Below are 25,306 nucleotides of genomic sequence, written 5' to 3' on the forward strand. Positions count from 1 at the left end.
GTAGATGTGTTTTTTCGAAGGATTTAGAACCTATTTTATTATAAAAAAGCAGGAGGATCAGTTAGATAAAGATGATCTGCCTTGCTTTTTTATATTTTATAAAATATAGTTTCTCTCCCTAACCAATGGGTATTACTTCTGTTTGTTGATAACCTTTTTTTCCAGAATCCCAATCCCATTGTCTATTTTATTTTATAGGTGTTTCTCTTGTGCTTCATGCAAATGACACTTTAAAGGAAGAAGAAATAAAAGCATTTACTCGTTTTTGTCGTTCACTGGAAATTCCAGAGGAGAAAGAAGATGAAATATTTACCAGTTCTCTTAATATTCGTTCGGATATATTAAAAGAAATTCTTGATCATTTAAAAACGAAACTTCAAAAACATTACTTAGCTGCTATCACTCAAAATAGAAAAGAAGAACAGCAAGAGATTATTTCATTTTTTGTCGATGAATTAAGGATAACAGAAGACGAGAGGGTTAGGTTAGAAGTACTTTCGAAAAAGGGATATAGAAGAAATTAAAGAAACAATGAAGCAACTAATAGCGAGAATGGTGGTATGTGGATAGTAGAACATCCATTTAAGGGAAGCATGGTAATGTATCCGCTTCCCATTCGGCGTCAATTTCAATAAACTTTATCAGTAACCATTCATGTGATCAAGATTTTATTTTTTGAAACTCTTAAATTCGTTGACCAATTGCTTTACTCCGTTATAAAGGATCGCACCGTCAATACCACCTAAGAGAAATTTGAACCCCATATTTAGATGTTGCTCCATTCCCTCTGCCCAAGTCATTATACCCGGTATCACATTGTGTTTCTCACAAGCATCTATCACCTTTTGATAGCTCTTTTGAACTTCTGGATGATCCAGTTGCCCTTGAAGCCCCATGGACGTGCTTAAATCATAAGGACCTACAAAAGCAATGTCAATATTAGGAACTGAGAGAATTTCCTCAATGTTTTCGACTGCGGTATAATGTTCGATTTGAACAATGACCAATACTTCATCGTTCGCCTTTTCATAATAATCCTCGAATTCTTCTGCGTCAGCTCCAAATAAGACTGCTCTACCAGCCCCAATACCACGAACGCCAACAGGTGGATATTTACAAGACTGAACTGCCTGATCGGCCTCCTCCTTTGTGTTAACCATTGGAATCATCACACCGGTAGCTCCAGTATCGAGTCCTCTTTTGATGATGGATACTTCATTTTCAGCAACCCTAATGAGGGGTTCTGCTTGTGTACCTCTAATAATAGACACCATTCTTCCGGCTGTTTCAATATCCATTGAACCATGTTCAGCGTCAATCATGATAAAATCTGTCCCTGTGTGAGCAAGAATTTCCGCGTTATCCAAACTATTGGTCATAATCCATGTTCCAAAGACCTCTTTTTTCTGATCCAATTTTTCTTTTACATTATTTTTTCTCATGGTAGTCACCCCTACTATAGAAAATATGTATCTAATAATAGTATAAAGCTTTATTGAGTTATTTCCAATTGTTCATCCAATCCTTGACGATTTTCACCATTTCAAAGTGAACTTCTTTTTCATTTGATATAATATAAATTGAGAAAAAGTAACTGTAACACTGTGCTTTTAATGTGAATAGGCATCCTAGCAAGGGGTGAATGATAGTAAATGATGGAATACTCATCGGGGTTTACAAGTGAAGGATGGTTTCAAACTGAAATAAGTATCGTTCTTTCATTAAAGGTGGAAGGATTAACTCGTCATGAAATACTTACAAAAATATTGGAAAATAATTTATTTCAATTGAGAAGTGAGGCAAGCATCAAAAAAAGATTCCAAAAAGTTTATCGCCGTTCAGAAACATTTAGTCCGGAACTAACAAAACTTTTTATTCATGGTTCTCGTTTAGACCAAAAAGCATTGCTCCTATACAGTTTTTTAAAATGTTATCGATTACCATATGAATTTTTGAATGAGGTCATTTTATATAAGTACCGTCATAATAAGTCGACTATTCAAAACATAGATATTGAGTTTTTCCTTGAACGCAAAGAAGGAGAATCAGTAAAAGTAGCCGGGTGGCGGTCTGAAACGAAAGAAAGATTACGCAGTTCCATTTTACTGTTTTTTAGAGAAAGCGGGTTACTTCAGGCAAAAGGTTCTGATGCATACGAAATAACCCCTTTACATATGAGCAGTAAATTAAAAGCGTATGCTTCAGAAAATGATCCATTGCTTCAATTATTAAGTGAATTAAGGTAGGTGAGACAGAATTGAGTCAAACATACGAACGCTTGAAACAAATGGAAAGAAGAATAAATGAGGAGGGATTTACAACGCCTACCGGAATAGGTAGTGAAATTCCCCATTACGTGTTTGATTATCCTGCAGAGGATGAGTTGATCGTTCGGACTTATTTAGAAGGAGTCTCGAAACGAACATCCATAGCTATTAAAGAAATTCATTTGTTTCAATTCTTATTAAGTCTCTTTGAAGAGGACTTAGAGGAACTAATTGAGATCAGTGAGGAAGAGGGCTACGAGGAGTTAGTCCATGCCTTGCAAACGGTACTAGAAGATCAAGACGTCGTTGTGGAAACCTTTGTAGATCAAGCAGGCGAAGCAGAGCTTGTATTTATTACAGGAGTAGGTAATGCTCATCCACTCTTACGTTCGAGTCAATTACTCAAAAAATTATCTAATCACGCTTTTCGAAAACCCATTGTTTTGTTTTATCCTGGTCATTTTACTGGCTTAGAACTTAGATTATTTGGCATTTTACATAATGAAGATCAGTACCAATTATCTAGAATTTCATAAAGGGGAAGTCTAAATGCATGTGAAAGAGATCTTTAAAAAAGATATATTTCGAAACATCAACGGCGTTGTCCAAGCCGGTCAGCTTGATCATGATACCATCAAAAATGAACTTGAAGAGTATGTGATGACAGAGGAGGTAACCGAGTATTTTCAGAAGTTCTATGAAAACTATACGGCCGTATACAAAAATCCAACAAAGGATGTCGGGGTATGGCTCTCTGGTTTTTTTGGTTCCGGTAAATCTCACTTCTTAAAAATCTTATCTTACTTACTTGATGGAAAAGAAATTGATGGCAGAAAGCCGTATGAGTATTTTATAGAAAAAACAAATAATCAACAATTACGATCGATGATGCAAGAAGTAGATGGCAAAGACTCAGATGCTCTTCTTTTTAATATTGATTCGATGAGTTCATCGGGTTCTGCTAATAAAGAGCGTGTTGTTGAAGTATTTCTTCGTGTCTTTAATCGCCACTTAGGTTATTCTGATACGTTATGGCTGGCTGATATGGAACGACAATTAGATGAAGAAAGAAAATACGAACCATTCAAAGAGACGATACAACACCTTTTTCATACAAACTGGGAAGAGTTCCGATTAAAGGCCGTTATACGTCGGAAGAAGATTGTTCAAGCACTTGTAGAAACAGGTTATGACGAAGAAACGGCAAATAGCTTTTTTGAAATTAGCAAAAACAATTTCAGTATGAATTCAGAACAGCTCTCTAAGTTAATCGCTGACTATTGTCGCAATCGTGGTCCAGAGTACCGTCTTATCTTTTTAGTCGATGAAGTAGGCCAATACATCGGAACAGATGTCAATTTAATGCTTAATTTACAGACAGTAGTGGAAGATGTAGGTGGCGCTACAAAAGGGCAAGCATGGATCATTGTTACATCACAAGAAAAAATAAAAGCAGTAGCAAATATTCATAGCACGAATGACTTCTCCAAAATTCAAGGTCGCTTCGCTACTCGCATCAATTTATCTAGTGCCAATACAGATGAAGTCATCAAGCGCCGTATCCTTGAGAAAACAGAACCAGCGGAAAAAACATTGAAAACGACATATGAGCCGATTGAACAACTCGTACGAAACCGCTTATCTTTTGACCAAAATACGACACAGCTTCGTTCTGGATATCGCACGGCAGAAGAGTTTGCCTCTCTTTATCCATTTATTCCGTACCAAGTAGACTTGCTGCAAAAGGTCTTTAATAAAATTAGGATTCATGGTGAAGGTGGTACAAGTTTAGCACACGGTGAACGATCCTTGCTAAAAGCGTTCCAAGAAGCGGCGAAGATGAATGCAGAAGAACAAGTCGGAAATCTAGTGACATTAGCAGAATTTTTCCCATCGATTCGAAACTTTTTAGAGACATCGATTACAAGAACCATTAGCCGCGCTGAAGATCGAGCACGTAATAATGAAGCGATTAAAACAGAAGATATTGCTGTATTAAAAGTTCTGTACCTCATTAAAGGGATTGATGAAATTAAAGCAACATCCAATAACATTGCAACGCTATTATTAGAAACGATACATGACGATCAAAATGATACCCCTATTAAAGAATCATTAAACCGTTTAGAACAAGCAATGTTCATTGAGAAACATGCAGATGGAACTTATTCTTTCTTGTCTGATGAAGAACAAGAGATTAACAAAGAAATTAGAAGTGTTGAAGTAAATCCAGCGAAGGTAAAAGAACAGCTAGGGGATCTATTTTTCACAAAAATGTATCCAAAAGCCAAATATGATTATAAAAAAGATACACCTCCATTTGATTATAACAAGCGTTTTGATAATTATAATAAAAGTAATATGACTCATCCATTAACAATGCAGATTTTTTCAGTCTTCATGTCTGATATGGAAGCAGCTCTAAAAGCAAATTCTGGACAGTTAGTCATTTGTCTTGATGAAGAACTTGTTGCTGAAGCGGAGGATGCGATTAAGTATTCCGAGCAAGTCCAGCGTTATGTCAATTTCAAGCGTAACAATAGTACAACGCAAGCACAGAACCGTATTTATGATGCAAAGCTCGCTGCTGTTGATGAATTTGAACAAAAAGCGGAAGAATTACTGAAAAAAGCTTGTGGCAAAGCTCGTTTCTTTATACAAGGTCAAGAACGTACATTTAAAGGATCTTTTGAGAATCAAATAAACAGTGCCTTTGATATGTTAATTTCAAACACCTATAAATATTTGGATTATATCGATACTCCAATCGCGTTTAAAAACCATAAAGAAGAATGGAAGCGTCTTGCTGAACAAGGAATAGATAATGACTTGTTACAAATGACGGGTAATCGCAAAGCTTTTGAAGAGCTAAAAGAATACCTTGAAGATGTTGTCCGAATGCATGAAAAACCATCAGTAAAAGCGGTTATTGAGAAATATCATACTGTTCCATATGGGTGGAGTGAATATGATGTCATTGGAATATTATTGGCACTTATGAATGATGGAAAGGTGAATCTTCATGTAGGAGAAGATCGATTTACGCCAACGCATCCGCAATTTTATGATCGATTATCAAAGGTATCTGAGCGGGATAAAATACGTGTTGTACCGGAAATTGAAGTAGATCCGAAAATACGCAAAGAGTTTATTTCTCTTATACGGGAGTTCTTTGGTCGTTCTGATGCAGGAGACACGTACCAAGAATTTGCAAATGTCATTGAGACGGAGCTGAAGGAACGTTTCCAGTTACCGCTTGATGAAATTCGTTCAAAACGTCGTAACGCACGTTCTCACCACTATCCATATCCAGGAGAAAGAGAAATTAATACACTTTCAATGGGACTGCAAAAGCTTCTACAAATTCGGGATGCAGAACAAATGGTGACAGAATTTATCAATATGCAAGATGACATTGATGAATGGTTAGAAGTTTTAGATAAACTGGCAGGGTTCTATAATAAAACACAGATTGTAGTATTTGATGAAACGGTTGAAATACTAGAAAAATACCAAAGAGATTTGGCTCTTATTCAAAATTCAGATGTACAGTTGATAAAAAAGCAAATGACAGACATTTTGACAGGTTTTGAACCGTACCGTGATATTCCTAGGCTACCACAATTAACGGAAAAACTAGAAGACAACATCAAAGAAGAAGTGAACGAGCAGAGACAAGCAATTCAAGTGCAAGTACAACAGCTTGATACGAAACTAAATGAACTGAAAGATTATTATCAAAACATGCCGTCCATTGTGGATTATATCGAGACAGAATACGAATCTATTAAACAGATTAAATCGCGAATTGAAACGGAAATGAGTATCGTAACCATACGTGCTCTATTACAACAATTAAATGAACATGCTACACGTATGGAAAAAAGAGCAAAAGAGTTGGAAGAAGAATTAAGAAAGCCACCCGTTATTATTGACCTAGATTCTGATGATCCACCTGTGGTAGTGAGAGAGAAGAAGAGTAAAGTGATTAAGGCAAATGATTTACATCGTTTATTCTTCAATGGTCGGGATAAAATTGAAACTCAACAAGATTTAGATGTTGCTCTAAATCAATTACGTTTTGCTTTACTAAAAGAACTAAAAGACCACACATTGAAAATCGACTAAACAAAAGCGGGTCTTTATTAGCCCGCTTCTTGTTTATACAGAAGGAGTAAGAGAATGAACAAAACAGAGTTAAAAATCTTCGCCGTTTCTGCTCGGAGAGATTTGCTCGAAAAAGTGGCCTTACGGGCGAAGATCTTTGGTATTGATGCGAAAAGCGATTTAACTATAGAAGAACAGTTTGGTCAGCTTGTCATTAACGGAAATACATATCCTCTACAAATGAAGAGCAGGTTTCAATCATTAGCAAATCAATTGAAAACAAAGGGCTATGAGCAACTGATAGAGGAAGTAGCTTATACATGGTTTAACCGTATTATTGCGATTCGTTATATGGAAGTAACTGACTATCTCCCAGAGCGGGTGAATGTTTTATCAAGTAGTACAGGAAAAGTAGAACCAGACATTCTATCAGAGTTTGAAATGACGGATTTAAATATTGATGTAGTTACTATTAAGGATCTAATTAAACAAGGTGAGACAGAAGAGGCATACCGAAAACTATTCATCGCTCAATGTAACGCATTAAACTCGATATTTCCTTTTATGTTTGAACAGATTCAAGACTATACAGAATGGTTACTCCCAGACTTCTTGTTAGATAGTGAGTCAGTTATTAATCAGTTAGTTTCAAATGAATCTTTAACGGAAAGCTTTACAGAAGTCGAAGTGATTGGCTGGCTATATCAATTTTATAATTCAGAGCCAAAAGATAAAGTATTTGCTAACTTAAAGAAAAGCAAAAAGATAGAGAAATACGATATTCCAGCAGCAACACAGCTTTTTACCCCTAAGTGGATTGTTCAGTATATGGTTGAAAATTCACTTGGCCAGCTTTGGTTGGAAGCAAATCCAGAATCATCTCTCAAACAATCCATGCATTATTACATAGAGCCTGCTGAACAAGATGAAGAAGTAAAACAGAAATTAGAAGAAATTCGATATCAAAATGTGAACTTAGAAGAAATTACGATTATGGATCCATGTGTTGGGTCTGGTCATATACTTGTTTATGCATTTGATTTATTGTATCAAATGTATGAAGAAGCAGGATATCCGAGTGGTGACATTCCACAATTGATTTTAGAGAAGAATTTATATGGGTTGGATATTGATGATCGTGCTGCACAATTAGCATCATTTGCTTTAATGATGAAAGCTAGGGAGAAGTCACGCCGGATTTTTCGTAAAAAAATCACACTAAATATTCTTTCTATAAAAGAATCTAACTCGTTTAATCGGAAAGGGATAATACAACTTCTTTGTGAGAGCGAAAAAGATAAACAAGAACTAAGTTCAATTTTTGAAGATTTTATAGATGCAAAAACCTTTGGCTCAATACTTCAACCTTCTAAAATAGATACCGATAAATATTTGAAACGTATTGATCATTTAGAGGAAACACAGTTAACTCTTGATACATATGAGAGTTATGAACAAATTAATGATTTTCGATATTTAATGAAACAGTTAGATGTTTTGACAACTCAATATGATGTTATAGTAACAAATCCTCCTTATATGGGTTTTGGAAATATGAATAGTGAGTTGAAAAATAGAGTAAACAAGATGTATTCTACATCTAAAAACGATTTATTTTCTGTTTTTATGGCTAGGGGTTTTTCTTTCCTTAAGGACTGTGGATTTAACACTTTGGTAACGATGCAATCTTGGATGTCCTTGTCTTCTTATGAGCGTTTTAGAAAGGAAATCCTATTAAAACATCATATTTCAAGTTTATTACATATGGAGAGCATGGTTATGGGTATTGCTTTCGGGACATCTGCAACAGTCTTTAGAAAGCTTACTAGTATGGATTATAAAGGTGCATACACTCGTATTAATTTAGAGGATTTGAGTGAAAAAAATATTCCTAGAGTTTTTCCAATTGAGGATCGCTTATTTAATAAAACATTAAAACAATTTTTGGATATACCTAACTTTCCAATTATTTATTCGTTGTCTGATAATGCATCAGCAATATTTAAAAAATATCCGACTCTCAATAATTATGGGTTACCAAGAGAGGGAATGGCAACAGCAAATAATGATTTATTTTTAAGACTATGGCATGAAGTGCCGATTGATAAAATAGGATTTAACTTCAAAAGCAGGGAAGAGAGTAACCAATCTAAGCTTAAATGGTTTCCTTATAATAAGGGAGGGGATTTTAAACGTTGGTATGGTAATAATTATTTTGTTGTGAATTGGGAGAATGATGGATTTGATATAAAAAACTTTAAAGATGAGAATGGTCGAGTCAGGTCTCATAACTATAACTTAGATTATATTTTTAAAGAAGGAATTACATGGACTGCTTTAAGTTCAGGTAATACCAGTTTTAGATACTCTAGTAAAGGATTTTTGTTTGACTCAAAAGGATCAACATTATTTCCGACTAATAGGGAGTGTATATGGTATATTTTGGGTTTTCTTAATTCAGCGGTTTCGAGATATTTTTTGAATTATATTTCACCGACAATGGACTTTAAACCGGGACACATCGGTTCAATACCTTTTGTTTATAAGAATAACCCTAATGTAGAAAGGATATCGAAAGAGATTGTAAATAGTTATACTGAGAACTGGGATTTTTCTGAAATATCATGGGATTTCCGACGTCACCCCATACTGACATATGGAAGTGATCATGTACTGTTATCAAAAGCATTTCAAAGCTGGGTGAGTTATAGCGATTTACAATTTGAAAACTTAAAAGTCCATGAAGAAGAACTAAACCGTATATTCATTTATATGTATGATTTACAAGAAGAACTTACTGAGGAAATACCTAACGAAGATATAACAATTCATAGAGCAAATCGCAGCTCTGACGCTAGGACGTTTATTTCATACTTTATCGGTTGTTTAATGGGACGTTATTCCCTAGATGCTGAGGGACTTACATTCGCTGGTGGAGAGTGGAATAATTCAAAGTATCAAGTGTTTATTCCAGGTCAGTATGGGTTAATTCAACTAACAGACGAGTATTATTTCGAGAATGACATCATTGCTCGCTTACGTGAGTTTTTATCCGTAACATTCGGTACGGAAGCAGTCGAGGAAAACGTACAATGGTTAGCAGAGTCTCTTAAATTAAAGCGTAACGAAACAGCGGAAGAACGTTTACGCCGCTATTTCTTAGACGAGTTCTTCAAAGATCATTGTCAATTGTATCAAAAGAGGCCGATTTATTGGCTCGTTGATTCTGGAAAACAAAAAGGATTACGTACACTTATTTACATGCACCGTTACCAACCAGATACAATGGCGATAATTCGTTTTGAACATCTACAGGAAATCCAAGCGAAGTATAACAATGAAATTGCGGCAGTAGATTTACGGGTCGTAAACTCTAATTTAAGTGCAACGGAAAAACGTGATTTGGAAAAGCGAAAAATAATTTATCAAAAACGGTTGGAAGAACTGCTTGAATTTGATAAAAAGCTAGCTGAATACGCCAATGCACAGATAGCCATTGACTTGGATGATGGAGTAAAGGTAAATTACGCTAAATTTCATAAAGTACTCGCCAAAATCAAGTAAAGGATAACAAGATATAGATGATCTTTTTAATTAATTGCGTTTTGGATGACTACGAGAGTGAAAAATAGTAGAAATGGATTAAACAAAAGCGAGTCTTTATTAGCTCGCTTCTTGTTTATATAGAAGGAGTAAAGGAAATGAACAAAACAGAGTTAAAAAACTTTGCCGTTTCCGCTCGTAGAGACTTGCTCGAAAAAGTGGCCTTGCGAGCGAAGACCTTTGGTATTGATGCGAAAAACGATTTAATAATAGAAGAACAGTTTGGCCAGCTTGTCATTAACGGAAATACATATCCAATGCAAATGAAAACAGGATTTCAATCATTAGCAAATCAATTGAAAACAAAAGGCTATGAACAACTGGTTGAGGAAGTAGCTTATACATGGTTTAACCGTATTATTGCGATTCGTTATATGGAAGTAAACGACTATCTGCCTGAGCGGGTAAATGTACTATCAAGTAGTACAGGGAAAGTAGAACCCGATATTTTATTGCAGTTTGAAACAATGGACTTAGATGTTGATGAGGTCGCTATTAAAGATCTTATTAGACAAGGTAACACTGAACAAGCTTTCCGTAAGTTGTTTAGCGCTCAATGTAATGTATTAAATCTAATACTACCTTTTATGTTTGAAGAGATTCGGGATTATACTGAACTATTGCTTCCAGATTTCTTGTTGGATGATGAATCAGTAATAAAGAAGTTAGTTATGAGTGAGGTACTTACAGAAAGTTTTTCAGAAGTGGAAGTAATCGGATGGTTATATCAGTTTTATAACTCTGAACCAAAAGATAAAGTATTTGCTAACTTAAAGAAAAGCAAAAAGATAGAGAAGTACGATATTCCAGCAGCAACACAGCTTTTTACCCCTAAGTGGATTGTTCAGTATATGGTTGAAAATTCACTTGGCCAGCTTTGGTTGGAAGCAAATCCAGAATCATCTCTCAAACAATCCATGCGTTATTACATAGAGCCTGCTGAACAAGATGAAGAAGTAAAACATAAATTAGAAGAAATTCGATATCAAAACGTGAACTTAGAAGAAATTACGATTATGGATCCATGTGTTGGGTCTGGTCATATACTTGTTTATGCATTTGATTTATTGTATCAAATGTATGAAGAAGCAGGATATCCGAGTGGTGACATTCCACAATTGATTTTAGAGAAGAATTTATATGGGTTGGACATTGATGATCGTGCTGCACAATTAGCATCATTTGCTTTAATGATGAAAGCGAGAGAGAAATCGCGGCGCATTTTTCGTAAAAAAGTCGAATTAAACGTTTACTCTATTCAAGAATCAAATCATTTGGATAAGGAAGGAATGGCACAATTACTTGGTGAAAATGATAAAGAAAAAGAAGAAATCTTCTCGCTAATTGAGACCTTTATTGATGCTAAGAACTTTGGTTCATTACTTCACCCTAACACGATTAACTATGATCATTATCTAAATCGTATTGAGCAACTAGGAGAGATTCAATTAAGTGTGGATACATACCTAGCCCATAGTCAGATGAACAAATTTAAACATTTACTAGAACAAGCCAAAATTTTGTCTTCTCATTATGATGTTATGGTTACGAATCCACCCTATATGAACTCAAAAGGGATGAACAAGAATCTCACTGAATATGCCCAAAAAAATTATTTCGACTATAGAAGTGACTTGTTCGCTATGTATATAAAGCGCTATTTCTTATCTACTAAGGTAGGTGGCTTTAATGCCTATATGACTCCAATGGTATGGTTATTTATAAAATCTTATACACAACTACGTGAATATATTATTTCAGAAAAAAGTATCCAGTCCCTAATTCAATTACATTATGATGCATTTACTGCAGCTTCAGTTCCCATTTGTACGTTTACTTTTAGAAATGTTGATGTGGATTTTAAAGGTGAGTATATTAAACTGACTGATTTTTACGGGGAGCATGTTCAGCCTCTAAAAGTACAAAAAGCATTATTAAATAAGGAAGTAGATTACAGATTCACCTGTAATCAGAATAAATTTAAGAGCATCCCCTCTTCGCCTATTGCCTATTGGACAAGTGACCATGTAAGAGAATTGTATCGGACAAATAAGAAGTTAGGAGATGTAGCTTACCCTAGAAAAGGAAATTCCACTTCTAATAATGCACGTTTTCTAAGGTTATGGTTTGAAGTAGAGAGGGGTCATATTAATTTCGGTGCAAAAAAAATAATAAAAGAACAAACATTAGTTAAGAGATGGTTTCCGTACAACAAAGGGGGGGACTACAGAAAGTGGTATGGAAATAATGAGTATATCATTGACTGGAAAAATGATGCCGAAGAAATCAGAAAAATTCCTACAGCTGTAATTGCTAACTATCAGTATTTCATGTCACCGGGGTTAACTTGGTCTACCGTTTCAAGTAGAAATTTTAGTTTGAGAAAATTCGAGTATGGATTTATATTTGATAACGGTGGTTGTTGCCTATTCTTTGAAGAAGACAATAGGGATGGTTATCGGAATTATATCCTTGGCTTGCTTAACTCGATTGTATTCAAACACCTTTTTGCTCAGATAAGTCCAACTTTAAATTTTCAATCAGGAGATGTAGCTCAATTTCCTATTATTTCTCCTTCTCAAGAAATTATTGATTCTGTAGGCAAATTGTCATCAGATTGTGTGGATATATCTAAAAATGATTGGGATTCCTTTGAGACGTCTTGGGACTTTAAGGAGCATCCGTTTATCACTAACCGTAATAGTAGCACATTATTATTAGATATATTTGATCACTGGACGAGTTATTTAGTTGACGTTCAATTTAAAAAAGTGAAAGCAAATGAAGAAGAAATAAACCAAATTCTGATTCATTTATATGGCTTGCAGAATGAGCTAACATCTGAAGTTAGGGATGTGGAAATTAAAATCCGTAGACCAGATCGTGTGCGTGATACTAAATCATTCTTATCTTACTTCATTGGCTGTACGACGGGGCGATATTCATTAGATATAGAAGGTCTAGCTTGTGCCGGCGGAGATGGAGATCATTTAAAGTACCAATCATTTATTCCTAATAAGTATGGTTTAATTCAACTAACAGACGAGCATTATTTCAAAGATGATATCATTGCTCGCTTACGTGAATTTTTATCCGTAACATTTGATGCGGAGACAGTTGAGGAAAACATACAATGGTTAGCAGAATCTCTTGAATTAAAACGTAACGAGACAGCAGAAGAACGGTTGCGTCGTTACTTCTTAGATGAGTTCTTTAAAGACCATTGCCAAGTATATCAAAAACGTCCGATTTATTGGCTCGTTGATTCAGGGAAACAAAAAGGCTTACGAACGCTTATTTACATGCACCGTTATCAACCAGACACAATGGCAACGATTCGTTTTGAACATTTACAAGAGATTCAAGCGAAGTATAACAATGAAATATCAGCGGTGGATTTACGAGTTGTAAATCCTAATTTAAGTGCAACGGAAAAACGTGATTTGGAAAAGCGAAAAACGATTTACCAAAAACGGTTGGAAGAACTGCTTGAGTTTGATAAGAAGTTGGCTGAATACGCGAATGCTCAGATCTCCATTGATTTGGATGATGGAGTAAAAGTAAATTATGCTAAATTTGATAAAGTACTCGCCAAAATTAAGTAAGGTAAACCAGTAAATTATTTATTGTTCACATACTAAATGGTTATGATGGTAATAACAGTTCCCACCACGCCTCTTTATAATGCGAACCACGGTGGGTCTTTTTATGTTTAGTCTACAAATAAGGGAAATTTTGATAATATAAAGGAATACATAATCGATTAAATTTGCAAGAGTAATAATAAGGACATTACCCAATGAGGTGAAACAATGGATGTAATCGAAATGCTGCGTGAGCGGATTCTTGAAGAAAAAAATAAAAAAGAACGTGCCATGGTATTTTGGTATGATTCTTCTGCGCAAGAAACAGAAGAGTCACTACAAGAATCATTGGCAAATGAACAAGTCATTGTGCGTGAGTTAACGGAGAATAATTTTTTTAAGTTAAAAATTGAAATAGAAATTGAACATCCTAAACAGTCGTATTTACTATACGCTCCATTTTCACGACCTTCAGATGAAGAAAACCTTTTATTAGATATTCTTTTATACAGTTCTGAATTTAAGGCTGATCAGATCGCCATATGGGCAGAACAATTAGAAGTAAAAGATGTTATTCTACGCTCAGTAGTCAATAGCTATGCCAATTTCTTCAACAGTAAGGAGCGAAGAGAAAAATTAAAGAAAGTAATCTCTCTATCACCAAAGGAAGAAGAACTTGAATATGGAATTCTTGCCGTACTAACAGGTGCACCGGTAGCGCGTGTATCTCTTATTACGAAGCACTTATTGCTTGCAGGTCTAGAAGAAAACCACAATGAGATCTATAAAAAGATCCATAAATCGTTCTCAATTGATCGCATGTGGGAGCTACTGGAGCAGTATTTTGGATTGCGTTTTTCAGAAGAACAGCAGACATTACGCTATCTAATGGAACAGCTCTTATATTCTCATTTTTCTAGGGATATAGCAGTTGAAATGAAACCTTTAGATGACAAGTACCCGACTGTTCGTGCTAATATTTGTGCCTTATTTATTGATGACTGGTTGCGTAGTAAGATGGATGAAGTTGAAGTACTAGAAGCATACATAAAAGAAATGGAAAGTAGTTTTGGTCTACGCCATTATTTGGAAGACAAGTCTGCAGAACAGTTTGATAAAGTGATGACATTCCCACTAATTGACGTACTCCTTATCGAAAAAGTGGCTAATGAATTGAAGCATCAAACAATAGATGTGGAAGCTTGGAAAGACCGGATTTCCTACCGGTTAGGGATTCACTGGGGACGTAAATCTAAAATAGCTGGACTCTATCAGACCTTATTTGAGGCAGTTCGCTTAACGAATTACAAGACATACTTAAACCAATACGATACACGTCAGGAATTATATGGGCAATATGCTAGAAAACTTCATGCAATTGATCAAGCCCATCGTCGTTTTATGCAATCCTATACAGGTCTTCAACAAAGGGAGTTTGTAGAACCTTTAGTAGAAATCCTTACCAATTGGTATGAGAACGTTTATTTACGAAAACTGGCTGATGAAACAAATTATCTCCTAGCTAATAAGCAAGATTCGAAAGTTCCTATGCAAAAGGGCTTCTTTAAGAAAAATATTCAACCGATCTTAGAGAAAGAGTCCACTAGAGTATTTGTTATTATTTCAGATGCCCTCCGCTATGAGGTGGGGCATGAACTGTGTGAGCGATTAAACGGACGGGTGAATGGGGAAGCAAGTGTATCCCCTATGTTAGCCAGTTTACCAACATATACACAGTTAGGGATGGCCTCTTTGCTTCCAAATCGCACATTGACGATAGAAGAAAACAAAACAGTCTTTGCGGACGGAGAACCCACTAATGGTACAGCAAATCGCACGAAGATATTACAAAAGACTCATCCTGATGCCATAGCATACCGTCTAAATGAGCTTTCTGACTGGTCACGTTCAGAGGCTGAAGATAAATTTAGAGGAAAACGTCTTGTTTATCTCTATCATGATGTGATCGATGAAACTGGAGACTCAAAGAAATCAGAACGTGAAACATATGTCGCTGCGGATAAAGCAATAAAAGACTTAGAATTAGCTGTTGATCGTCTGTCACGACTACAGGCAAAAAGAATTTTCATTACAGCTGATCATGGATTCTTATTCCAATATCCAAAAGTAGAGGCTGATGTGAAAATTGAAGCAGTACAAGGAACAGTTTTTGATAGTAATCGCCGGTTCGCAATTGGACAAGGACTTCATGTTCCAGAAGGTGCAGTCAAGTTAAATGAAGGTCAATCACCTTTAACAGACACAGAGATTGTCATAGCTAAAGGGTTAAATCGTTTTATTAGCGGGGGTGGATTGCAATTTGTCCACGGCGGAGCCATGCCACAGGAAGTTATAATCCCGCTCATTGATTATCGTCGTACAGAGCGTGCTGAATTAGTAGAAATTAGTGTGGCCATGTTAGATAAGATCATTACAAATTATCGTGTTCCCGTTACTTTCTATCAAGAAGAGAGTATTTCGAGTCATTATTTACCACGCAAAATCAAAGCCGCTTTTTATATAGAAAATGAACGTGTTTCGAACGAAGTGATCTTTACGTTCAACTTAACTGGTGAAAATCATCAACGGACCGAGCAACTCGTCTTTACCCTTGCTGAGACCTATTATCCAATGGGACAAGTATGTACGTTAAAAATTGAAACCGTATCAGACAAGGAAAATGAATTTTATAAAGAAGAAACCTTTATGATTCGTATGTATGAAGCACTGTACTAATGGGTTAAAACCTGCCTTGTAAACGAGCTTGGCAGGTTTTTCAGGATAGAGGAGGCATTAGAGATTAAAGACTGGTGAAATCATTAAAGGTCCATTTTGGCCTGAAATTGTTGAAATAAAAAACTGTGAGCTCATCGACGATGGTCTTTATGTAGTGGAGTCTATCGGCAGGCAAACGAATAAGTATTATGATCGTTATTTAGAGCAGTATCAATTAGAGCAGTTAGAGAAAATTCAACAAGAAGATGAACATTTTGATCCTGAGCGTTTGCAGCATTATTTGCAGTATCATGTGTTAAAGACAGAAGAACGTTATTCACAATCAAGAGCTAGAGGAAACAAAAAGATTATCCCGTTGCCACATCAAATTGAAGCGGTGTATAGCCGTATGCTTCAATCTCCACAAGTTCGCTATTTGTTGGCAGATGATCCTGGAGCGGGTAAAACCATTATGTCAGGGATGCTGATTCGTGAACTATTGGCTAGAAAAAGTGCAGAGCGAATTCTTATTCTTGTTCCACCGCTTGTACTTAAACAATGGCAAGAAGAATTAAAAGAAAAGTTTGGCGAGGATTTTACGATTGTCACTCGGACTCTTTTAAATAGTTCCGATGAAGTAAACCCATTTGAAGCCTACGACAAGGTGATTGCTTCTGTTTATTGGGCATCGAGAGAAGAAATCAAGTCTTTAATCTTGAAATCTCAATTTGATTTTGTCATTGTGGATGAGGCTCATAAGATGGCTGCCTACACGCATGGAGTAAAAAAGAAAAAGATTCAACGGACGAAGATGTATCAATTGGGGGAAGCTCTATTACGGCATACGGAGCATTGTTTATTTGGATTACTGTACTGTGTTGCCAAAACTATAAATTAGTTATTTGCCAGTCAATTTTTTCGCTTCCAATTTTTCGTAAGAAAGCATTTGTTTGAGAAAAGGGCTTGCTACCAAAGAACCCTTTATTAGCGGAAAAAGGGCTTGGATGGGGTGACTTAATAATCAGGTGCTTAGATGAGGTAACTAGTTGTTGCTTTTGTTGGGCAAAACGTCCCCAAAGGATAAATACAACAGGCGTCTCCCTTTGATTTAATGTCTCTATGACTTTGTCAGTAAATATTTCCCAACCGAGAGCTTTATGTGAGTTTGGGGTACCAGCCTGGACAGTTAATACCGCATTAAGCAGTAATACCCCTTGCTTAGTCCATTCCACCAAGTAACCATGATTCGGAATATCACATCCCAAGTCAGCCTGCAGTTCCTTGTAAATGTTTTTTAAAGACGGAGGAATTCGTACCTCTGGTTTAACAGAAAAACTTAATCCATGAGCTTGTCCAGGACCATGATAGGGATCTTGTCCAATAATGACTACTTTTGTGTCTTTAAAAGCAGTAAAGTTCAGTGCGTTATAAATATCATGTTGATCCGGATAAATAACTTTTGTTTGGTACTCGTCCCGCAAAACTTTGCTTAATTGTTGATAATATGGTTTCTCGAATTCCCCTTTAAGTAGAGAAGCCCAGTCATTTTTTAAAATAGTCATTGTTATGTACACTCGCTTCCATTTTTGCTATACAATTTCTAGTATACAAGTGAATTAAATAAGTATCAATAAAGAGGAAAAGAGGAGCCCATTAAAACGAAAAAGGCCTCCATTACAAGATCATTAGCCCATAAATTAATGTGGAATTTTAGTTATATCCCATATTATTCCCAAATCTAGGGATATTATTTACTAAAGTAAATATGACTCTGTTCCTTATATCCATCTTCATACTTTAATTTTTCTCTCTAGAAACATAAAGGACTGGTTAGGAGAAAGAACTAATTACAAAATTTACTATCGGGAGAATAGAGAGAATTCTTACTAGAGGGTCATAATAAGGATGATCACATTGAAAGGTGGGGATTTGCATGGACTTAGAATGGTTTGACAGGGTCTGTGGTGAGTTACAGGATAGTCTTGATTCCATTTGTAGTAAATATGACGAGAACGGTGGAATGTCAATAGAACGTGGGGCAAAGCATCCGAGAATAGACTTTTTTACAGAAGGTGAAGGTGTGGAAAGAGAGTATTTTTGCACACTTTTTTTTGATCCGCATAATGAAGAATTCTATATCGAGTCTTTTGAGCCAGATCTTGGCTATACTAGTAAGGTCGTGCTAGCTGATATAGAGGATATTATTGACGCTGTTCACGAAAGTTTCCATCTTTATATGGATGACAATCTTTTCGAAGAAGAAATACTTGAGGATGGAGCAGATTTTCATGATTTGGATGGGGTTGAAGACGAATCTTTATTAGAGGAAATCGATGTAGAATGGGAAACTCCTGAGGTGACTGCTTATTACCAAGAAGATGAAGTGGAAGTAACTTATCAGTTCGGGCTTGTCCAGGAGACGGGGGATGGGGTATTAAAACGAATCAACCGTATATGGACAGATGATGATGATTTGTTAAAAGATGAAACACACTTTATTTTTAGTAAGGAAGAAGCAAGCACAATTATAGCCATGATAGCGAGTCACATGGACTCTCTAAGTACTATGGATTATGTGCAATAAATCATAAAAGAAGTGCCAGGCGCCATCCAGATAATTGGATGGTGCCTGGCACCTTTTATGATTTAGTCTAATAAATCTGTCACAGCACCTTTGGACGCTGAGGATACGAGTCGGGCATATTTATTCAATACACCACGCGAATGACGAATTGGAGGTTGTTTCCATGTTTTTCTCCGTTCTTCTAATTCGTCATTCGTGACGTCAAATGTAAGTTCTTGCGTGTCACTGTCAATGGTGATGATATCACCGTCTTGAAGTAGAGCAATAGGTCCGCCGACTTGAGCTTCTGGTGCAATATGGCCAACGACAAAACCGTGTGTTCCTCCAGAAAATCTCCCATCTGTAAGGAGTGCTACTTTTTCATTTAATCCTTTTCCAATGACAATAGCGGTAATCGCAAGCATTTCAGACATACCTGGTCCACCTTTAGGTCCTGAATAACGAATCACAATGACATCTCCATCTTGAATACGGTCCTGTAACAGAGCTTCTGTTGCATCTTCTTCAGAATCAAACACCCTTGCTGGACCCGTAAATTTGGAAAGTTTTAATCCGCTCATTTTGGCTACAGAGCCCTCAGGAGCAAGATTTCCTCGTAACACAACAAGTGGACCTGTTTTACGTATTGGATCTGACAACGGTAGGATAACATCTTGATCGTCTTGTATATCAGGAAATTCCGCAAGATTTTCAGCTACTGTTTTTCCTGTGACGGTGAGACAGTCTCCATGTAGCAGACCGGCATTAAGTAGTATTTTCATAACAGCCGGTATACCGCCAACTTCATGAAGATTTTGCATCACATATTTTCCACTCGGTTTTAAGTTGGCGATATGTGGAACTTTAACACGGATTCTTTCAAAGTCCTCTAATTCGAGAGGGACGTCTACAGAATGAGCCATCGCAAGTAAGTGAAGAATAGCATTCGTTGATCCTCCAAGAGCCATGACAAGGGTAATGGCATTTTCAAACGCTTTTTTCGTCATAATATCTCTAGGATAAATACCTTTTTTCAATAATTCCATCACTGCTTCACCAGCTTTATGGCAATCAACAAGCTTTAATTTCGTAATGGCAGGATTCGATGAACTACTAGGAAGGCTCATGCCGAGTGCTTCAATTGCAGAAGCCATTGTGTTGGCAGTGTACATTCCTCCACATGATCCAGGACCAGGGCATGCATGACATTCTACCATTTTTAATTGTTCTTCATCGATTCCATGTTTATTATATTCTCCAACTGCTTCAAACGCAGAAACGATATCAATATCTTTTCCGTCTAAGTTTCCAGGTGCGATAGTTCCACCGTATACAAAGACAGAAGGAACGTTCAAACGACCAATGGCGATCATGCAGCCTGGCATATTTTTATCACATCCACCAATCGCTACCAATCCGTCTAAACGTTCGGCTCCAACAACCGTTTCGATCGAATCAGCAATAACCTCGCGGCTTGGCAGAGAATACTGCATGCCAACATGACCCATTGAAATTCCGTCAGAAACCGTAATCGTATTAAAAATAAGTGGGGCACCACCTTCATCTTTCGCACCCTTTTTTGCCTCAATCGCTAACTTGTCAATATGTATATTACAAGGGGTAACCTCACTCCATGTACTTGCAATACCGATCATTGGCTTTTGGAAGTCTTCATCCGAGAAACCAACAGCTCTTAACATGGCTCTGTTTGGTGTGCGATTTTCCCCTTCGCTAATAACGTGGCTACGAATTCTCAAATCTTTGTCTGATTGTGTCAAATGTGTATTCTCCTTTCGTTTGTGAATATTGTAGATGAAGCCAAGTAGATCCCATCATTCTTTTAATGAATGGTGTTGCCGAGAAGGGCGCAGAACTATAGATTGTTAACAAATTTTAAAAAAACACTATTTTTTAGAATAACCATCTAGAATAAATTCATTCAACTGAGAGTGACTAATAAACTGGTTTCTCTTTAAAATTAGGCTTTGTTAAACAATATTATTGATGCTTTAAATGCCTTTGGTATACGCATTCATTACGTTATTTCATGGAATCAAACACATGGACGCATACACCAAAGGTAAATTTTCAACCTTCATCATTAACATAGCCTAAAATTAAAAAGAGGCTGACTCAAAATTAAGTAACAGTCTCTTGAACATTGATGATGTCTATTATTTTTTATGAAAGAAATCAGCCTTTTATTCTATTTTAATAAAACTACTGTTTTGTTTGGAAGTAAAATATCTTTTTTATATTTAATTTGTAATTTATTGGAATTACACGTAACAAAAAGTTAATGACTCCAATAGGCTCTTCTGTTATTGAAAAAGGGGATACTTTATTTGTACTGTGCGATAAAGAACATAGGAAAGAAGCGAAATTAACTTTATTAGGAAATACTGAGAGACCAGTAAAGGCTACGTAAATGGAGAGACTACTCCAAAAATTACGTTGGAAATTTCCGATTCGCACGTTCAGACGAAAAAATATAAAAATACGAAAGCTAGAATTGTTCAATAGGAGCAACAGCTTCTTTTGTTAATGGGGAACTTAGTTAGGAAAGTAAAGGAAAACAAAATGATAGCACCATAAGATACGAGAGACACTGTATATCGGCACCAGTGTCTCTCGTATCTTTATAAGGTTCTCCCTAGATCTTGTTCAAACATAGCGAAATGATTTATGTATTTCTTAAGTTTATGTATTGTATCTATATAAATCCAACTTGTTAAATCGACGTAAGAAACGGTTGGTTAACCTGCTTGAACAAGCCTTTATGTACGTAGTAATAACAGCAAAGTGAGAGGAGGTTGGCCGACCATTTTTATACTATGTCGAAAAATTAAGCTGGATTTATATATAAAGGTGTTCCTTCTTACTGGACAACTTTCTCAAGGGTATCATGCTGGCTTTATGGTACTTGACAAAGATATCTTGGAAGTTGATCTTGAGAAAATTGATAAAATCTATGTTGAAGAAACCTATATGAACGGTAACTTAGTTTACCGAAAATAATAAATTAAGGTGCCGGACACCATCCAGATAATTGGATGGTGCCTAGCATCTTAGTGCATTCTATTTTTATCTAACTAAATTATATTACTTCAAGTACAATTTAGTTGGATACGCACCATTAAAGCAGGCTATACAGTGACTGCTCGTTTCTGCAAGATCAATATCAACCGCTTCCAATAATCCTTCGGTGCTTAAAAAAGCTAATGAATCCGCATCAATAACTTTTCCCATGGCTCTTTCATGTTCATGCATATTAGCAAAAAGTTCCTCTTTTGTTGGCATATCGATTCCATAAAAACAGGGGTTTTTTACCATGGGTGAACTGATTCTTACATGGACCTCCTTGGCACCTGCTTGTCGAATTAATTGGACAATTCTCTTGCTTGTTGTTCCACGAACAATCGAATCATCAATCAATACGACTCTTTTTCCTTCTAGAATTTCTTGTACAGCGCTTAATTTTAGACGAACGGCCAAATCCCGTAATTCTTGAGTAGGTTCAATGAATGAACGACTAGCATATGGGTTTTTGATGATCCCCATTTCATAAGGAATTCCTGACTGTTGTGAAAAACCAATAGCGGCAGGTACGCTTGATTCGGGAACGGCAACAACAACATCAGCTTCTGTTGGATGTTCCCTTGCCAAAATTTGGCCTAATTCCTTTCGAATGGATAAAACACTTCTTCCTTTGATCACACTATCAGCACGAGCAAAATAAACAAGTTCAAAAGAACAAAGGGAAACGTCCCCTTTATCAGCAAACCGACCACTTTGAATGCCATTTTCGTCAACCAAAAGCCATTCACCGGGTTCAACATCTCTCCAGAACGTTGCATCAACTGCATTTAAAGCACATGTTTCTGATGCAACGACAATAGATTCTCCTATTTTACCAAGACTTAGTGGACGTAACCCATTACGGTCTAAGGCAATGAGCATTTGTTTTTCAGTCATAATAACTAAAGCAAATGAACCGTCGATACGTTTAAGAACATCAGGTGCCGCTTCTGCAAAATATTTTTTATGGGAGCGAGCAATTAGATGGGCAATAACTTCTGTATCAGTCGTCGTTTGAAATATACTTCCTTGCTGCTGCAAGACATTGCGTTCTATCCTTGCATTTACGAGGTTACCATTATGGGCAACAGCTAAATTTCCCTCACTGTATTGAAAAATGAGGGGTTGTGCGTTTTGCAATAAACTTGCACCAGAAGTAGAATAGCGTACATGTCCAATCGCCATATTACCTTTTAATTCGTTAAGGGTATCACGTGAAAATACTTGAGTGACTAATCCCATTCCCCTATGATACCTGAATGTTTTCCCGTCACTTGCGACAATTCCTGCACTCTCTTGACCACGATGCTGAAGTGCATGGAGTCCATAGTAAGTTAAATTAGCTGCATTTGGATGGTTAAAGATACCAAATACTCCGCATTTCTCCTTCATATCTAAATCCATTGTTATTTTCCTCCTGCTCATATATCTCATTTTATTAGCTTTTGCGGAAGAACGATTTCTATCCTTTGAGTTTGGTTGCAATGTCGAATTTCAATATAGTACAAATAGTTAGTTCAATGATTGATACTAAGTAGTATTTCATATGTAACAGTCTGTTTACCTTTAAAAAATTACCAATATAAAAAATGTGTTTTTTTGTATCTTGTTTGATATAAAATTCAATTTCTGCGTAGCCTAGTATTTGTTAATAAATATTTTTTAGGATTATGAACATGAAGATAACTACAGATTGGTAAAGGAGATTTTAAATTGACAGATTTTGTAACAGATAATTCAGTAACAGCAAGTCCAAAAGTAGAGCCTCAGGTAGTCATGAATTCAGAGAGTACAGTAACAGCAAGTTCAAAAGTAAAGCCTCAAGTAGTTATAAATCCAGAATTCCAAGTCCAAACCGAACAACACAATACCAATGTTAATGATCTTAACCATGTTGCTAAAGCACAAAAACAGATATCATCGCAAGAAACGGTCGGTGTACTGCCACAAGAATAGCTTTCCTTGTAGGGCATTAGTTTCATTTCAGTATATTATTTGAATACGAGGTCGTAATTCAGTAAGGAACAATTCGAAAATAAATATGCAATATAAGAATAGATTCTTTAACAATGGGGCGCATTTCTCGAAATTAGAATGCGCTCTATCTTTGTGTATAGAGCCAAATTATTGGAACTTCTATCAGATGCAAAAACTGCTATAACTAGCTAGTAATTTAAAATTATCTTAAAAATCCAATTTGTCATTGACATTAGACATGAAGGTTAGTAAAATAAAAATATATTAATTGATAACAATTATCACTATCAACTAAAGACTATAGAAGAGGTGTATACAAATTATGAATTTATCAAAATTAGTTAAGTTTAAGCCTTTATTGGCTAGTGCAGTGCTGACGATTGGACTAGCTGGTTGTGGTACAAATCAAAGTGACACAGAAGGAGAGCAAGAAGCTTCAAAGCCTGAAACAACTGAAAATCAAGAAGTAAATATCTATACGGCAAGACATTATGAAGTAGATGATGAGATTTATAACAACTTTACAGAAGAAACAGGCATTAAAGTGAATGTTGTAAAAGGGAAAGCGGAAGAACTTATTGAGAGATTAAAGCGTGAGGGAGAAAGTACAAAAGCCGATTTATTTGTTACAGTAGATGGGGGAGTCCTTGCTAACGCAAAGCAAAATGATATCCTACAACCAGTTACTTCAGATGTTATTAATGAAAACGTACCCGAAAACCTTCGTGATGTTGATAATAACTGGATTGGATTGGCAACAAGAGCGCGTATCATCGCCTATTCGAAAGATAGAGTAAATCCTGAGGAATTATCTACATATGAGGATTTAACAAGCGAGAAATGGGAAGGGAAATTGTTAGTCCGTTCTTCAACAAGTTTATATAACCAATCACTACTTGCCTCTTTTATCGAATTAAATGGTGAAGAAAAAGCAGAACAATGGGCACAAGGGATCGTAAACAACTTTGCTCGCCAGCCAGATGGCGGTGACCGTGATCAAGCGAAAGCAATTGCTGCAGGTACTGGTGATGTTGCTATTATGAACAGCTATTACGTTGGCCTGCTTGCAAATGCTGAAGACCCTGAAGAAGTAAAAGTTGCTGATAGTATTGGAGTCTTTTTCCCGAACCAAGAAACAAATGGTACTCATGTGAATATCAGTGGAATTGGTTTGACAAAGCATAGTAAGAATCAAGAAAATGCGATTAAGCTTATTGAGTATATAACAAGTGTTGAAGCCCAAGAATTATTATCAGCTACTAATTATGAGTTCCCAGTAAACCCGAATGCAGCTAAGTCAGAATTGCTAGAGAGCTGGGGCGACTTTAAAATGCAAGAACTTAATTTTGATACTTTAGGGGAGCATAATAAAAAAGCAATCGAAATTTTTAATAAAATAGGCTGGAAGTAAT

Annotated in this window: 15 protein-coding genes; 11 read left to right on the plus strand and 4 right to left on the minus strand. The window is 36.2% G+C overall.

Annotated elements, in window-relative coordinates; genetic code table 11:
- Positions 1–209: 209 nt before the first annotated feature.
- Positions 210–524: a hypothetical protein gene (locus JMM81_RS07390; RefSeq protein ID WP_256240918.1), complete on the plus strand. Its 315-nt coding sequence runs from the start codon at positions 210–212 to the stop codon at positions 522–524.
- Between the two features lie 144 nt (positions 525–668).
- On the opposite strand, the gene JMM81_RS07395 is transcribed toward JMM81_RS07390, so the two are convergent.
- Positions 669–1,442, minus strand: coding sequence for an HpcH/HpaI aldolase family protein (locus tag JMM81_RS07395; RefSeq protein WP_256240919.1), 774 nt, complete (start codon positions 1,440–1,442; stop codon positions 669–671).
- A 210-nt stretch (positions 1,443–1,652) separates the two neighbouring features.
- Between JMM81_RS07395 and JMM81_RS07400 the strand changes: the two genes are divergently transcribed.
- The 7 genes from JMM81_RS07400 (at position 1,653) to JMM81_RS07430 (ending at position 17,174) form a co-directional block, all read left to right on the plus strand.
- The gene (locus JMM81_RS07400) at positions 1,653–2,246 is read left to right on the plus strand and encodes a DUF1819 family protein (protein WP_256240920.1); all 594 of its coding nucleotides are present in this window, start codon (positions 1,653–1,655) and stop codon (positions 2,244–2,246) included.
- 11 nt (positions 2,247–2,257) lie between these two features.
- The gene (locus JMM81_RS07405) at positions 2,258–2,803 is read left to right on the plus strand and encodes a BREX protein BrxB domain-containing protein (protein WP_256240921.1); all 546 of its coding nucleotides are present in this window, start codon (positions 2,258–2,260) and stop codon (positions 2,801–2,803) included.
- A gap of 13 nt (positions 2,804–2,816) precedes the next feature.
- On the plus strand, positions 2,817–6,395 hold the full coding sequence (gene brxC / locus JMM81_RS07410) for a BREX system P-loop protein BrxC (RefSeq protein WP_256240922.1): 3,579 nt from the start codon (positions 2,817–2,819) through the stop codon (positions 6,393–6,395).
- Positions 6,396–6,449: 54 nt separating this feature from the next.
- A complete protein-coding gene (gene pglX, locus JMM81_RS07415) occupies positions 6,450–9,938 on the plus strand; it encodes a BREX-1 system adenine-specific DNA-methyltransferase PglX (protein ID WP_256240923.1) in 3,489 nt (1,162 codons plus the stop codon).
- Between the two features lie 137 nt (positions 9,939–10,075).
- Positions 10,076–13,582 (plus strand): BREX-1 system adenine-specific DNA-methyltransferase PglX, encoded by a 3,507-nt coding sequence (gene pglX / locus JMM81_RS07420; RefSeq protein ID WP_256240924.1) that lies wholly within the window; start codon positions 10,076–10,078, stop codon positions 13,580–13,582.
- A 207-nt stretch (positions 13,583–13,789) separates the two neighbouring features.
- The gene (pglZ, locus tag JMM81_RS07425; protein WP_256240925.1) at positions 13,790–16,297 is read left to right on the plus strand and encodes a BREX-1 system phosphatase PglZ type A; all 2,508 of its coding nucleotides are present in this window, start codon (positions 13,790–13,792) and stop codon (positions 16,295–16,297) included.
- Between the two features lie 154 nt (positions 16,298–16,451).
- Positions 16,452–17,174, plus strand: a complete 723-nt coding sequence (locus tag JMM81_RS07430; RefSeq protein ID WP_309143479.1) for a DEAD/DEAH box helicase — start codon at positions 16,452–16,454, stop codon at positions 17,172–17,174.
- On the opposite strand, the gene JMM81_RS07435 is transcribed toward JMM81_RS07430, so the two are convergent.
- Complete coding sequence (locus tag JMM81_RS07435; protein ID WP_256240926.1) at positions 17,164–17,838, minus strand: uracil-DNA glycosylase; 675 nt, start codon at positions 17,836–17,838, stop codon at positions 17,164–17,166. The two genes, JMM81_RS07430 and JMM81_RS07435, sit on opposite strands and share 11 nt — an antisense overlap.
- A gap of 371 nt (positions 17,839–18,209) precedes the next feature.
- On the opposite strand from JMM81_RS07435, the gene JMM81_RS07440 reads away from it, so the two are divergent.
- The gene (locus tag JMM81_RS07440) at positions 18,210–18,860 is read left to right on the plus strand and encodes a hypothetical protein (RefSeq protein ID WP_256240927.1); all 651 of its coding nucleotides are present in this window, start codon (positions 18,210–18,212) and stop codon (positions 18,858–18,860) included.
- 62 nt (positions 18,861–18,922) lie between these two features.
- Here the strand turns inward: JMM81_RS07440 and ilvD are convergent, their stop codons facing one another.
- Positions 18,923–20,617, minus strand: coding sequence for a dihydroxy-acid dehydratase (gene ilvD, locus JMM81_RS07445; protein ID WP_256240928.1), 1,695 nt, complete (start codon positions 20,615–20,617; stop codon positions 18,923–18,925).
- A 1,324-nt stretch (positions 20,618–21,941) separates the two neighbouring features.
- Positions 21,942–23,321 (minus strand): amidophosphoribosyltransferase, encoded by a 1,380-nt coding sequence (gene purF, locus JMM81_RS07450; protein ID WP_256240929.1) that lies wholly within the window; start codon positions 23,319–23,321, stop codon positions 21,942–21,944.
- Between the two features lie 309 nt (positions 23,322–23,630).
- Here purF and JMM81_RS07455 point away from each other — a divergent pair, with 309 nt between their 5' ends.
- Together JMM81_RS07455 and JMM81_RS07460 are read left to right on the plus strand one after the other, a co-directional pair.
- Positions 23,631–23,873, plus strand: a complete 243-nt coding sequence (locus JMM81_RS07455) for a hypothetical protein (RefSeq protein ID WP_256240930.1) — start codon at positions 23,631–23,633, stop codon at positions 23,871–23,873.
- A 343-nt stretch (positions 23,874–24,216) separates the two neighbouring features.
- Positions 24,217–25,305, plus strand: coding sequence for a Fe(3+) ABC transporter substrate-binding protein (locus tag JMM81_RS07460; protein WP_256240931.1), 1,089 nt, complete (start codon positions 24,217–24,219; stop codon positions 25,303–25,305).
- Position 25,306 lies beyond the last annotated feature (1 nt).

Origin of the sequence: Bacillus sp. V3B, from assembly GCF_024494465.1 — a bacterium.
Lineage (GTDB): Bacteria > Bacillota > Bacilli > Bacillales > Cytobacillaceae > Bacillus_BD.